Origin of the sequence: Hymenobacter canadensis (assembly GCF_027359925.1) — a bacterium.
GTDB classification, from domain to species: Bacteria; Bacteroidota; Bacteroidia; order Cytophagales; family Hymenobacteraceae; genus Hymenobacter; species Hymenobacter canadensis.
Window position 1 is genome coordinate 19324 of record NZ_CP114769.1, and the last position, 14157, is coordinate 33480.

Genomic DNA, 14157 nt, shown 5'->3' on the forward strand with positions numbered 1-14157 from the left:
AGAAATTGGGTGGTTACGCTAGGCGTAAAAACTGCACTTTTAACCTACAACGAAACGTCATACCACGCATTTTAACAGGGAAATACCAATTTAATCTACACATACCTATGCAGCATCAGTGCCAGCACTGAATTTTATAAGGCCCTTATAGTAAACACCTGCTAAGCATTATTAGTCGTAGATGCTTTTTATGCGCTGAAAATCGAGATCCACATACGCTGTCATCACTCACTCCCAATTCAGGTTGCTAGCACCTTGTCCCTATTAGTAAGCTGATTAAAGGCCAAAATCATTTACTATCACTAGTTTCTGCCTGGATCGTGTATTGATAGGTCAGAGAATGTCTCCTGGGATGTGTCGTCCGGCAATAGCTATACAATTGGAAATGAGTCGCAGCTGCCCTGTGGACGCAACTCGTTGTAAGCCTGCACCGCCTGGACTACCAGCGCGTCGGCCTGCGCAAAATCGGGCAGCGTAGTGCCCAAGCCGAATTCGTCTTTCAGGATGCCGTTGACCCGTTCGGCCACGGCATTTTCGTACGGGTCGCCGTGCTGGGTCATGCTCAGGGCCACGCCATGGGTTTCAGCAGGCCCACATACTCGCGGGTCACGTATTGCAAGCCCTGGTCGGAGTGGTAAATCAGTGGCCGATGAGGCTGCGTACGGGCGGCCAGCGCCTGCTGCAGCGCGGCACGCTGGCCACGCAGCAGCAGGTCCGGGTGCATGCAGGCGCCTACGATTTTGTGCGAATACAGATCGGTCATCAGACTCAGGTAGCTCCAATCGCTTAGCACACGCACGTAGGTGATGTCGCTAACTCAAACCTGTTCGGCTTGGTGCACTGTCAGGTGTTCAATCAGGATTGGACGCCGAAATAAAGGCAAGCACGTCTGCGTGGTCACCACGCGCCGTTTGAGGCGGCGGATGAGTAGGCCGTGGCCAGCCAGCAGAGTGAACAGGTAGTCCCGGCCCCGCCTGGGCAAATACTGCTTGCGCGTGCCCAGGCGGGGCATGTCCGCACGAATGTCAGCGACCAGAGCCAGTACCAGGCCGTCGAGCAGGGCTTGGGCCGTGGGCCAGCGTTGATGGTCATAAAATGCGTTTCGAGTCTTGCCAAACAGCCCACAGAGCACCCCCACGCCTACGTGCGGGTACTTCCGGCGCATTATTTCGATGGCTTGGCACCAGCCTTTTTCGGATGTCAATCTTACAGGTTACCTCCGCCTGGTAGATGAGCATGTGTAGTGCTTCAATTTGCCACTGCGCCTGCTACAGCTGCGCAGCCAACGGGGCACTGGCATCGGCGGGCGGATCCGCCTCGGCCGTGAGTCGCCCCGACTCGCTGGCCCGGTACGCGGCCACCCACTGGCGCAAGGTCTTTTTCAGGGGCAACTCATATTTGAACAAGGCCTCGTCTTCTCTAATGCGCCCGTCGAGTAACTCCTGGGCAATGTGCTGCTTCTGGACAGCGGTGAATTGCTTGCGGCGCATCTGCGCGTATACGGCCGTGCCGTAGCACTGGAGCCACGCCAGCAGTGCCAAATGGCCCAGGCCGAATTGCTGCCGCACGGCCTGTTGCGACCAGCCCGACTCGACCAGCCGGACGGATTCTTGGCGAACAGAAATTGCATAATGGGAATTCCTGCTCCTGCGCGGAGCCTGCTTCGGTGTAAGCATACATCAACTGAGTAATGTATAGCTATTGCCGGACGAGACACTGTGATTTTGGCAGATTACTTTACTCCATGCGGCTTTGGAAGAAGCGGCGGGTTTCGTCGTCGGTGAAGTAGACGTAGCAGCCCTGAATGCCGCGGGTCATGAGGACTTTGTAGGTATTGCGCAGGTACTCAAGAGCCTCTTGCGGAGAGAGACGGTAGTTGTTGATGGCGGTATCGGAAGAACCAACTTTGTTGGCTACCCAGCCTCCTTCACTCTGGCGGTAGCGCAGGTCCGGGCCGACGATGACGCCCACATAGTCAAACTCGAAGCCCTGGGCCGTGTAGATGCAGCCAACCTGGTTGACGCCGCCGGGGTCGGTAGCCCAGAGGGAGGTTTTGGGGATGCCGGGCGCGAGGCGGCCGGCGTTGTCCTTGGCATTCCAGGGGCGGAAGTAGCTGAACTGGTCGGTTTCGATGATGACGTTGCTGACCAACCGGCCGTCGGGCAATGGGTCGGACCAGGGCCAGCAGAAGCCGGCGACGGTGCGGGCGGTGTGGCCCTGTTGGCGCCGCTGCTCGAGCATCTGCTCCATCAGGACGGGGGAATCCAGGATCTGGAAGTCGTAGCCTTGCTGCGGGTTCCAAAGGACGTTGGCGGTGCGCTGGATGCCCAGGGTGTTGTCGAGCCAGTTGATGAAGCCGGCGGAGCCGCTACAGCGGAACTGGGCTTCGAGCCTGAACTCGGCAATGGTAACGCCCTGGTCCTGGGCCGCCTGTTTGAGGGTGTCGTAGGAGCCGATTTCGCCGGGGCGGACGCGCTGGTGGTCGTCGATGAAAAAGACCGACACCTTGGCCACCTGCAGCAGCTCCTCGACCTGGGGCAGGGTGCTCTGGTGCTCGGGCTTAGTGAAGCGGGTGTTGCTTGAGCTGCGGATGCGGTGGGCCTCGTCGCAGATGACCACGTCGAGGGAGTTGGGGATGGCGCGGCCGTAGGCGTTGAAGTAGGTGAAGAAGCCGGTGCTACGGCGGCCGAACTGGTCGCGCAGGTTTTCGGTGAAGGCCTTTGAGCCAGTGGCGTAGTGGGCCTTGACTTCCTGGCGGAGCAGGTCGTGGAGCAGGTGAAGGGCAATAACGGACTTACCGGTACCGGGGCCGCCTTTGACCAGGACGGCTGTTTTGGTATCGTGCTGCTGAGCCTCCAGGACGGCCGTGCGGACCCGGTCGTAGACCAGGAGCTGGTCGTCGAGCAGGGTGTAGCGGCTTTTCTGGCGCATGATGTCGCCAACGTGCTCCAGCAGCTTCTTGCTGGGCTGGTAGCGGCCGGCGTCGATGCGCTGCAATACGGGCTGGCCGTTGCCGCCGGCGAGGTGTTGCTGCAGGTAGGCGCCCAGCTCAGCGGCCTGCTGCTGGCCGTAGATGGGACTCTCCTGGACTAGCTCGGTGAACTTGGGCTCGAGCAGGGCGTCGGTAGCGGTGAAAGTGTAGTTGTGCAGGTAGGCGCAGGCGTGCAGCTGGATGGGCTCTTCATCGGCGTTGAAGGCCGTGTGGACGTCGGCCAGGTACTGGCGGTACTGGCCCACCTGCGCCGAGGGGTGGAGCACGTCGGAGAGCTGACCACCTAGCCAGGTGACCACCTCCTGGGGGCCGGCAGAAGGCTGGACCTCGGACCACTGCTTGAGCTCAATGATGACGGCCTGGCGCTGCTGCTGGTCATCGTGGCCGCAGATGAGGCAGTCGAGCCGTTTGGAGGTTAGCGGGAGCTGGTACTCGAGCAGGACGCCGTGGTCGAGCAGGCCGGCCTGCTGGAATACCTGGCTGACGCTGCGCAGGGAGTTATGCCAGGAAGTAACTTCGTTGGGCTGGGGCTCGGTGCGGTAGTAGTCGAAAAAGGCGGATTTCAGCTGGCCCACAATTGCATTGTGGGCGGTGGCGGTGATGAAGTCGGTAGAGGAGCCGGCGTAGAGGCGCATTGTGGGAACATGGTAGTAGGGTGTCGTGCTGGCGCTGGGCCTCATCCCCGGCCCCCTCTCCAGGGAGAAAGGAGCAGCCTGATGATAGGTGGATTGTTTGCTTCTGGCTAAGGGCTGCCTTGGCTGTTCCCGCAGATCGAAGCAGTGGTTGCTTTCAACGAAGCGGTAGAGATGCTTCGGCAAGCTCAGCATGACGGGCTACCCTATCACTGCTGCATCCCGCCTTTGGCCCTACCCTACCTAGGCGGAGTTTTTGATGCGGTGGCGGAGGTAGGCGGCGGTTTCGGGGTCGGTGCAGTAGACGTAGCAGCCCTTCATGGCGCGGGTCATGAGGGTGCGGTAGGTGTTCTTGATGATGAGGTCGAGCTGGGCGCGGCCTTCGGGGGATTTAACCAATTGCTTTTTACCCTGGACGGTTTTGTCGGCGCTGGCGCGGGCCAGGGCGTTGGTGACGACTTCGCCGTCGCGCACGAGCAGGTCGGGGCCGATGATGACGCCGATGTAGTCGAGTTCGAGGCCCTGGCTGGTGTGGATGCAGCCGATTTCGGTGACCGAGTCGGGCTTCATCATCCAGAGGCCGCCGTCGTCGGTCAGGTTCCACTTGTGCTGAAAGGTGGGGCTCAGGTTGAAGTCGAAGGCTTTGGCGTCCTTCTTGCTGGCCCAATCCCAGCAGTAGCCGGCCACCATGCGGGCCCGGTTGCGCTCTTTATTCTTTTCGTAGATGAGCTGTTGCAGCTCGTCAGGGGTATCGACCACGCGGAAGTCGTAGTCGGTGGCGTCGAGGCTGGGGTTGGCGGTTTCGCGGATGTCGAGCACGTTGTCGAGCCAGGCCATGTAAGCGTCGGAGCCGTTGCAGCGGAACTGCGAGACTAAGTTGAGGACGTGAACTTCGGCGCCTTCCTTGTCGGCCCACTTGCGGATCTCCTCCTCGCTGCCCACGTCTTGGACGGCAATGCGCTGGTCTTCGTCGAGGAAGAACACGCTGAAGCGGCTGGAGCGGATGACTTCCAGGGGCTGGCTGATGCCAAGGTTGCTGAACAGACCGGACTTCTCGTTGAGGCGGTGGGCCTCATCGACGATGAGGGCGTCGAAGGTGTTTTCGGGTGTCTGGGTGAAGACGCCGGAGCCGACGAACAGGGAGTCGAACACGGTGCGGCGCATGGAGCCGGTGAGCTTGCTCTTGTACACAGCCCGGGGGGCCGAGTTCTTGCTCACGTACTTGGCCACGAGACCTTGCTTGGTGAGGTTCACCAGCAGGTTGATGGCCACCACGGTCTTGCCCGTGCCGGGGCCACCGTGGACGATGAGCACGTGCTTCTTCTCGTCGCGGGACTTGGCGGCCAGCTTGCGGGCCGTTTCGTAGACCACCTTCTGCTCGTCGAGGAGGATGAACTCCTGGTTGCCCTTCATCATGGAAGCGAGGGAATCGGCGAGCTGCTTGGAGGGGCGGATGCGGCCGCCGTCGATGCGGTACATGATGCCCGACTTGTCGCCGTGCTTGACATGCTGGCGGATGAACTCGCGCAGCTTCAGGGCGTCACTCTTGAGGAAGAGCGGGGCCTTGGCCACGTAGTCGGCGTAGTGGCCGCTGGTGAGCACGCCGTTGTCGGGGTGGTTGTGGAGGTAAGCGCAGGGTAGTAGCTGGATCCCGTCGGTATAGACCGTTTCGTTAAAGCCGTCGAGGTAGGCCGCGTAGGACCAGGCCTGGTAGGACGGGTGGTTAACTTCCTGCAGCCCTTTGCCCAGATAGGTGGAGACCACGCCGTCCTTGTCGGTGGCGGTGGATTCGGACCACTGCTTGAGCTCGATGATAATGGCCTTATCGGTGCCGTGCTCGTCCTGGCCGGTGAGTACGAAGTCAATACGCATGCCGGCGTGGGGCAACTGGTACTCGATGCTCACGCCGCTGTCGGCTGGAATCTGGGCGTCGCTGAGCACCTTGTCCATATACATCATGGAGTTGCGCCAGGAGTTGATTTCCGGTTGGCCGGTTTTGCGGCCCAGCTTCTTCAGAACCAAGTCCTGGATGATTTCTTCGACGTTGTTGGATAGAACGTCGTCGAGGAATTCGGACTTAGTTTTTTGGTATACGATCATATAACTGAGGAATTACTCAAAACTGAATTAATCATTGGCACCTTGTTGATGATCTGACTCTTTCTTGACCCTCTCGATAAATAGCACTTGGTGGTACAATTGTGAAAAGCCAAAAATATTTACAACAACATCTTTAATAACGCATAAAGAATAAAACAACATAAATAATATCAAGAAAGTAGCTATGTAATTTACTACAGAAAACAATAATAACGCCGTCTCTAGTGAAACATTTAAGTTAATAGTCAAAGAGAGCTTAATGAAAATTGCACATATCAATGTTAATGCATGCAATAATATGCTTAATCCAAAAAGCATACTCAGTGCTTGAAAGAAACTTATTTCCTCACCTTCCACATACTTAGTTGTCTTTAAGAGCAAATCTTTATTGCCGAAACCGATAAATATTGTATATCCGCCTAATAGAAATCCAAGCAAGCTTGGATATATTGACGTTGCAATATTTGCAATTTCAGCCAGATGGATTACGATATTAGTTTTGCTGAAAGCAAATCCAATATTGAGTACCAAGGCCAATATTAAGGGCCACCGCCCACCTTTGTACAGTTTGCTTTTAGGATATAGTTTCCACAGATTACCTAAACCTGTACCATGTTGTTTCTTAATTTTATTTAAATCAAGATTCTCCATTGCTATTACTAAATTCGTTGATCATGAAAGCTGCCACATCTCTTGCTTGATCTGCAGGTATTTCTGAAACAACTGTTTCTACCCTTTGGTGCTCATCAATATCGATCTTTTTTCTCCGTGCTCCTATTTGTGGTTTAACAGTAGCCGCGATTGACCCATTTCCAATTGCAAGTTTAAGAGCCTGTTCAATTAACTTACTCTTTTCAATATCAATACTACCTGTAGTGTCTGCTGTTGCAACAAGTTTCAATTTTCCAATACCTGCGTTTTTTAATTCGTCGTCAATCAATGAGTCGAAATTAAAGTCATTATTTGTATATGATATTTCTATTTCGAGTCTAGTTACTGCGGAAGCTTCCTTAAGTTCTTCGATATAATTCTTAGATGTTAATACTTCTACATCTACTGCCTGATTTGAACCCAGGAGTTTAGAAATTGCTTTCACAAAAAATGTTGCCACGAACTGTGGCGTCAAAGTATTACTGCCTCTAATCAGTGATAATCTGTGAATTGAGGGAATAAAGTAGAACACTGTATCACGCAGGCCTGGTGCTGCATTTTTAGGTGCAGCTAAAGTGGCTGCATCAGAATCTGGATTTTCAAGATCTATCCACTCTTGTCCCTCTACTGGAGTGAATCTTGATAGATATCCTACAATAACTTCTTTGTTGCCGAAAGTTGTTCTAAAACACCTTCTTATGATTATTCCTGTTGTAGAGTTTATTTTTACTTTAATTTTTTTGTTGTACAACGCCATTATCATATCCGCGTTTTCCTGAGTCGTGCTCTCTCTCGCATCTGGCTGGCGCAGTTTAATGTTTATGATATTGAATGAAGTGCGAACAGAAGAAGATCTTTTGGCCATTGAAGTAATTCGTTAATATTAAATTTTCACCACCTGGGTGGATTCTTCGCCGAACTGGCTGATGACGCGGACGGCGATTTGCTGGCCTTTGCGGGTGAGTTTGATGGCGCGGGACTGGAAGCCGTAGAGTTCGTCGAAGGCTTCTTCGTCTAGCTCGATGCGGAGGGTGTGCTCGGCGCGTTTCTTGGTGCTGAGCTTGGCGAGGTCGGAGATGCCGCGTTTCCACTTGCTGAACTCGTCCTGGTCGCCGCCGCAGAAGAAGACCTGCTGGACCACGAAGTTGGAGCCGTCGTAGTCGTCGTCGACCATCCAGTAGGCGATGTCGTTGATGTTGCGGGCTTTTACTTCGTCGCGGATGGGGTCATAGAGGTCCATGCCGCGGACTTCGACGCGGACTTCCTGGCCGGGCTGGGGCTTGGTGATTTCCTGGCCGGTGGCATCGATGAGGGCGATGTCGGGCTCGCCGATGGTGACGAAGGAGGCGGCTTTCTTGTCGTTTTTGATAAGGCCAGCCTGCATGAGGTCGTCGTGCATGCGGACGATGTCGACGCGGAAGGCACCCATGCTCGTGGACTGCTGGCCACCCTGAACGTCGGTATCGAACTGGAAGCCGAGGATGACGAGCCAGTCGGCATCACCGCGCATACGGCACTCTTTGATGGCACCGTTGAGGGCCTGACGGCTGACGGCGCCGAACTTGGGGCCGATGTGGAGGTAGGCCTTCTTCTCACCGCCTTCGGCCTCATAGAAGCCCTCGGCGTGGAGGTAGCCACTGGAGGCAATAGCCTCGACGCGGCGGAAGACGGCCCGCTCGGTGGCGTCGCCGTTCTTGATGCCGGCGGAGCGGAGGTGGTCGTAGATGCGCTCCTCGAAACGGTCCTCGGAATCCGTAGCGGCAGCAGCTGTATTGGCTGCGGCTGGCGCTATTGGATCTAGTCCTTGGAGAGTTTCGACTGTAAAGGGACCAGCTACACGAACCTTTGACTTATCAATTTCGGGCTGGTCGTAGAGAGTTTGCTCCTCAGCAGGCTCATCATTAGCAAGACTTCTCATAGTAATTCGAGAAATCTTCTTGTACACAAAGCCCTGACGTATATCACTTTCAGCTATTCGCTTGTAAGCTGGAAATACAGCTGTAATGAGCCGTGACTTAGCGATGTTAAGCGCAATACGAGAAGTATCTATTGTAATCCAGCGACGTCCCCACTGCTCAGCAACATAAGCCGAAGTGCCACTGCCACAAGTAGGATCCAGAACCAAATCCCCTGGATCGGTTGTCATCAGTATGCAACGCTGAATAACCTTAGTAGTAGTTTGAACTACATAATATTTCTCGTCACCGTACCCCCCAGTGCCGGTATCTGTCCAAACGTTAAGCAAGGGGACAGCAGGGAAATCATCTAAAAATCTAACATAACTGAGAGTGTTGCCTACAGCAACTAAACGCCTCTTCGATTCAAGCTTGGCTAACCCATTAGGACTAGTTGACCAATATCTTGCTCCTGGCGAGTAGCTTACGCCATTCATAACGTAAGGAAGTTTACCAAGAGAATATTCGTGACTTGAGGTCAGGTTATCCGCTCTAAACGCTCTGGCATATTCGGGTAGATCTTCTCCAGGTTTTAATTTACGCCGGGTGCCATCAGGCATTTCAATAGATCTGTACTGCTTCGCATAATCTCCTCCAAACTCTTTGGTTGAATATAAAGCACGTGCTTTTACAGTTGCTTTGTTTTTTGCGTACCAAATTATATAGTCTATAGAGGAGGATATGACGTCATCTGTTTGAGCCGCCGTTTTCTTTACTGCTATTTGTGTGAAGAAATTCTCACTACCAAAAACCTCATCCATCAGATTGCGCACTAAATGCACGTTCTCATCCGATATCTGCACAAAACATGATCCGCTCTCATTGAGCAATTCTTTGGCTAACAGAAGCCGTTCACGTAAATAAGTGAGGTAACTATGAATGCCTAACTCCCAAGTATCACGGAATGCCTTGATCTGCTCTGGCTCCCCACTAAGATTATCATCCTTACCATCTTTCACATCCAGGTTATTCAGCCGCATCTGCCAGTTGGAGCCATACTTGATGCCGTAAGGCGGATCGAAGTAGATACACTGCACGGTGCCGGCCATGCCTTCCCGCTCCAGCAGGGAAGCCATGACCAGCTCTGAGTCGCCCTGGATGAGACGGTTGGTCCAGCCATCGGGCGGGTGCTGATAGTACTCGCTTGTTTTGTTTAGTTCTTCACGGTCTAAGGCGTTGCCAAATAGGGCATTGAGGCTCATCTGGCCCGAGGCGGGCGCGGCAGTGCGGTAGAGCCCTTTAATGAGATTCTCAGGCACAATGTGCTCGTGGCGGTAGAGGGAGCGGATATCGATGGAGAGGCGCTCTTGGCGGCCGTCCTTGCCGTATTTGTTGAGCCAGAACAGCTCGGGGTCCTGGCCCCGGGTGGTGACGGGGTTGAGGGGCAGGTCGGTCTGCTGATTGGGCTGGACTTTAGCATTTCCCTTCTCGTAGCCGGCTTCCTCCTGGGAGGGAATGTGGGCGCGGGTATCGGAGTGGGTGGTGGAGCGGATGAATAGATTGTCGGACATGGTAGGGGGACCTCACCCCCCGGCCCCCTCTGCTTGGGGAGAGGGGGAGCCTGACGACTTGCGGCTTGGAGCCGCGACGTAGGCTGGGACGGGGGGATGGTGATAGTGAACTGAGAGGAATGGATTAGCTGACGGGTTGGGCGACGACGGGGACCGGGTTGGCCGCGTACTGGACTTCCAGGTCCTGGAGGAAGGCCTGGAGCTGGGGGCGGATGTTGCGGATGTCGTTGGCGATTTCGAGGAAGTGCCAGGGGTCGAGGCCGAGCTGGGGGGCGACGTTGTTGACGGCCGGGAGCCAGCGCTCGGTGACGTACCAGCGCTTGTCGGTTTTGGCTTCGGCCATGCCGCTGATTTCGAGCACGACGTTGACCCGCTGGCCGGTGGAGAGGCGGCAGCGCACGATGAAGTCGGGGAAGTAGCGGCGTTCCTTGGCCTGGCTGACGTAGGGGATGCTGAAGCCCATGAAGTCGTTTTTGACGTAGGCTTCGACCTCGGTCATCTCCTCCAGTCTTTCGAGCTCCTTGGCGGCAATGCCTTCCCACTCGCTGTCCATGACCACGTAGTTGACGTGACTTTTGGTGGTGGGGTACACTTCGCGGCTAGTGGCGCCGCGCACCCGGGAGGTGGTGCCCACCTTGTCGTTGTAGTGGGAGAAGACGGGGCGGATCTGATCGGTGGAGCGGGGCTCGGTCCAGATGCCGCGGCCGATGTGCTCGACGACAGCCTTGTCGTCATGGAAGAGGAGCATGCCGGGGAAGGCACCGCCGAGGCAGTTGACGCGGGTGCGAAGCCACTCCCCTACCGCCTGACGCACGGGGCCGAACCAGTAGGTGCGGGGCTGACCGTTGGAGTCGGCAAGCTTGCTGGCCAACAACTGACGGGCGTAGTGGTACTCGAGCTGCTGGAGGCGCACCTGCCGGACGTTGTCGAGGTTGAGCTCCTGCTCGGTTTCGGTGAAGGCCGACCCCATGCGGGTGCGGGTGGGCAGCTTGTGGCCCTCGATAGGGAAGGGCTCGACGGCCGAGAAGTCAACGCGCAGCACGTCGCCGCCGGTTTCGAGGCGGTAGCCCTCCACCATGGGGAAGAGAATCTCGAATTCGGCCCGGCGGTCGGGCAGCGCGTGCACCTGGGTAAGGGGCTTAGGCGGCTCAGGGGGCATGATGGCGCCTTTGCGGAAGAGCTTGAACGGCACGCCGATGATGTGGGCGTACTCGGGCGGGAACTTGTACTCGACGATGCGGCGCTTGTCCTTGGTGGGCTGGCCCTCCTTGTCGTAGCCGACGAGGTTGTAGGATTGACGACGCAGGGCGCGGCCGGCCACCTGTTCGCAGAGCAGCTGGGAGCCGAAGGCGCGCAGGCCCATGATGTGGGTGACAGTGTTGGCGTCCCAGCCCTCGGTGAGCATGCTCACGCTGACCACGCAGCGGACGTGGGAGCCCAGGGAGCCGGTTTTGCCGACCGTGTTGACCACCTCGCGCAGCAGGTCGCCGTCGGTGAGGTTTTCGACGGAGCGGCCGGGATGCATGATGCGGTAATCCTGCTTGAAGCGCTCAATCTCGGGGCCGAACACGCGCTTGAACTGCTCGTCGACTTGGTCGGAGTTGTCGAGGGCGCTGGAGTCGATGATGAGGGTAGGCGGCTTCTGGCGGGGCAGACGGGTGTGGCGGTCGAAGTTGGTGAGCAGCTCGAACTGGCCCGGCATGATGAGTGGCTCGCCGTCGGCCGTGGCCGTTTCGTAGCCGGCAATGTACTTGAACACCTCGGAGGAGACGTTGGTGTTATTGCAGACCAGGATAAGCACCGGGGGCGTGGAGAAGAGGCCGCCGAGGCGGTGGTATTCCTTCTCGTAGTGCTCGTAGAACTGGTGGAGGGCCGTCTTGACCAGGGTGGGCAGCTCGGGCTTGCCTTCCAGCTTCTGGGTGCGGGAGCCCCGCTTGGGCAGCTCGTGCTTGACGTGGGCGTAGATGTCGCGCAGCTTGGCTTCCTGCAGGTCCTGGGTGTCGTCGCCCTCGGGCAGGTAAGGAATCTTGACGAGGCCGCTCTCGATGGCCTCGATGAGGCCGAAGTCGGAGCAGACCCAGCCGAAAAGGCTGTAGGGTGTGTAGCCGGAGCCGCTCAGGTAGTAGGGCGTGGCGGAAAGGTCGTAGACCTGCTGGAGCTTGAAGCGGCGGCCGATTTCGACGAGGCCACGGTACCAGACGGCAGCCCGCTCGTTTTCCTGCTTGATGTCGGTGCCGTCCTCGGCCTTAACGGCTTTCTTGGCCTTGGGCAGATAGCAGTGGTGGGCCTCGTCGTTGAGCACGAGCAGGCGGCTGCCGGGGCGGAAGGAGCCCAGCAGGCGGCGGATCACCTGGCCGAAGTCTTCCTTGGCCTCCACCTTGAGGCCGGTGACGGGGTCCTTCTTGCCGTCGAAGGGGCTGCGCTTGTTGCCCTGGAGCTGCTTGGGCTCGAAGGCGTGGTAGTTGGTGAGGACGAGGCGGGCGTTGAGGCCAGCGAGGCGCTGATGCAGGTGGGGCGGCACGAGGCCGCGTTGGCGGTAGTAGTCCTTGGCGTCATTGGCCGTAGTGGCCTGGGTGTCGACGTAGAGCACCCCGAGCCGGTCGCGGATGGTGACGCCGGGGGTGACGAAGAGGAAGTAGTCGGCGAAGCGGGTGTCCTGGCGGTACTCCTGGCGGTTGAAGTAGTGGTAGAGCGTGAGCATGGCCATGACGACCGTCTTGCCGGTGCCGGTGGCCATTTTAAATGCCAGGCGGGGCAGGTTGAAGTCGGCACCGTCGCTGACCTGCCAGGCGGTGGCCAGCTCGGCGAGGATGCTGGTGCCGCGGTTCTCGGCGCGGGCGGGGGCTACCTCGTTGAGCCAGACGGCCGTTTCGAGGGCTTCGCGCTGGGCAAAGAACAGGCACTGGGTGACGAGGCGCTCCTTATTTTCGAACCAGAACAAAAGCAGCTCCTTGGTGACGCGGGTGGTGTTGGGGTAGCCGTCGGCACGCCACTGGCCGACCTCCTTGCGGAGGCGGTTGATGAGGTGGTCCTGGGTGGCAGGCAGGTCGGAGACGTCGTAGAGCTCCTTCTGCTTGCCGACTTTCTTGGGCAGCACCTGGGCGTCGGGGGTGTAGGGACGGCGGCCGGACTTGATGACGCTGTAGTCGAGGCTGCTGTCAGGCGCCATCTGGTAGGCTTTGCGGGGCTCGTCGTAAGGGTTGTTGAGGATGGGGTTATCGACGGGTGGGGTAGCAGAGGATTCGACGGACATAGGGAAGCATAGCGAAAAAGGGGTAGTAAGGTAGCAGATTGACACCTACTCGACAAGAATAGTCCGGGGTATACCATGTTGTTTTCAGTCCACAAATACAGTTAGTCTCTGATTATGTGCTGGTTTAGCTTAACTGCCGAAGGGTACGTGAGAATCGTGGACTTGTACTGTGTTGGCCAATGCGATAGATTGGCTGACTCACTGAAGATTGATGGCTCTCTAGCTAGTATGTATGGGTCCAGACAGCAAAGTCAGTGAAGAGGTGGCGTAACTCCTGCTACTACAGCCTGCTGACCGATCCTACAGGTGCGTAAAAATGATCGGAGGCTAAATCCCGTTACCTGCTGCGCCTGTTTGCGCTAGATTTGACGGCGTCGGACACAATTCGGCTCACGGGCTTGCGCGAAACCGTTCAGCTAAGGCCTAGTTGCAGCGTCCGCGCCGTCTTTTGCAGAGCTGGTGCCTGGCCCGGTACCGACCGACTTGAACTGGGTCCTAGAACTCGACGAGGGCTACTTCGGCCCACGGCCGGTGCGCAGCAAACGCGGGCGCGGCGCAAGTGCCAAACCCATCGTCTCTGGCTTGTGGAATCGCGGTGAGCAAGTCTACACCAAAATCGCCCCGGATTGCTCGAAAAAGACCTTGAAGCTAGCATCCTCCTCAAAATAGACGTTACCACGATGTTTCATGCCGACGGCTGGAGCGGCTATGACGGGCTCGTGAACGTGAGCTTTTACTGCTACTTTCGCGTCCGTCACCGCCAAGACAAATTCGTAGTGAGCACCTAAGTACATCAACAGCATGAAGTCCTGCTAGAGCTTGGCGAAAGCCCGCCTTCCGCCCTTCAAAGGGCTGCTGAAACATACGTTTTGCCAGCCTCTGAAGGAGGCTGCATTTCGCTTCCATCATTGCCCACTATATCGCTACAAACTCCTGCATCCATCATTTAGGCAACAGGCCGTAAAACCAGTTTGCTTGCTAAGTCCCTTGTATCTATACGATTCTTCACTCCCTAATTGCGTTTGCTTTGCTTGCCTACCTAACAAGCACAGTATTACTTGTA

General features: G+C 56.7%; 11 protein-coding genes. All 11 read right to left on the bottom strand.

Annotated elements, in window-relative coordinates:
* Positions 1-371: 371 nt before the first annotated feature.
* Entirely contained in the window at positions 372-572 is a 201-nt protein-coding gene (locus O3303_RS21180; protein WP_269562340.1) for an integrase core domain-containing protein, read from the bottom strand.
* Complete coding sequence (locus tag O3303_RS21185; RefSeq protein ID WP_286672174.1) at positions 563-808, bottom strand: DDE-type integrase/transposase/recombinase; 246 nt, start codon at positions 806-808, stop codon at positions 563-565. The genes O3303_RS21180 and O3303_RS21185 overlap by 10 nt, the downstream gene beginning before the upstream one ends.
* Positions 809-817: 9 nt before the next feature.
* Positions 818-1204: a hypothetical protein gene (locus tag O3303_RS21190; protein WP_269562342.1), complete on the bottom strand. Its 387-nt coding sequence runs from the start codon at positions 1202-1204 to the stop codon at positions 818-820.
* 64 nt (positions 1205-1268) lie between these two features.
* Positions 1269-1676: a hypothetical protein gene (locus O3303_RS21195; protein ID WP_269562343.1), complete on the bottom strand. Its 408-nt coding sequence runs from the start codon at positions 1674-1676 to the stop codon at positions 1269-1271.
* A gap of 61 nt (positions 1677-1737) precedes the next feature.
* A complete protein-coding gene (locus O3303_RS21200; protein ID WP_269562344.1) occupies positions 1738-3627 on the bottom strand; it encodes a DUF2075 domain-containing protein in 1890 nt (629 codons plus the stop codon).
* Positions 3628-3867: 240 nt separating this feature from the next.
* Complete coding sequence (locus tag O3303_RS21205; protein WP_269562345.1) at positions 3868-5724, bottom strand: DUF2075 domain-containing protein; 1857 nt, start codon at positions 5722-5724, stop codon at positions 3868-3870.
* A gap of 27 nt (positions 5725-5751) precedes the next feature.
* Complete coding sequence (locus O3303_RS21210; RefSeq protein WP_269562346.1) at positions 5752-6375, bottom strand: hypothetical protein; 624 nt, start codon at positions 6373-6375, stop codon at positions 5752-5754.
* Entirely contained in the window at positions 6362-7240 is an 879-nt protein-coding gene (locus O3303_RS21215; protein WP_269562347.1) for a DUF4747 family protein, read from the bottom strand. Before O3303_RS21215 ends, O3303_RS21210 begins: the two co-directional genes overlap by 14 nt.
* Before the next feature lie 18 nt (positions 7241-7258).
* A complete protein-coding gene (locus O3303_RS21220) occupies positions 7259-9841 on the bottom strand; it encodes a site-specific DNA-methyltransferase (RefSeq protein ID WP_269562348.1) in 2583 nt (860 codons plus the stop codon).
* 124 nt (positions 9842-9965) lie between these two features.
* Positions 9966-13094: a BPTD_3080 family restriction endonuclease gene (locus O3303_RS21225; protein WP_269562349.1), complete on the bottom strand. Its 3129-nt coding sequence runs from the start codon at positions 13092-13094 to the stop codon at positions 9966-9968.
* 605 nt (positions 13095-13699) lie between these two features.
* Positions 13700-13897 carry a hypothetical protein gene (locus O3303_RS21230; RefSeq protein WP_269562350.1) on the bottom strand — a complete coding sequence of 66 codons (198 nt, stop codon included), beginning with the start codon at positions 13895-13897 and terminating at the stop codon, positions 13700-13702.
* Positions 13898-14157: the final 260 nt, after the last annotated feature.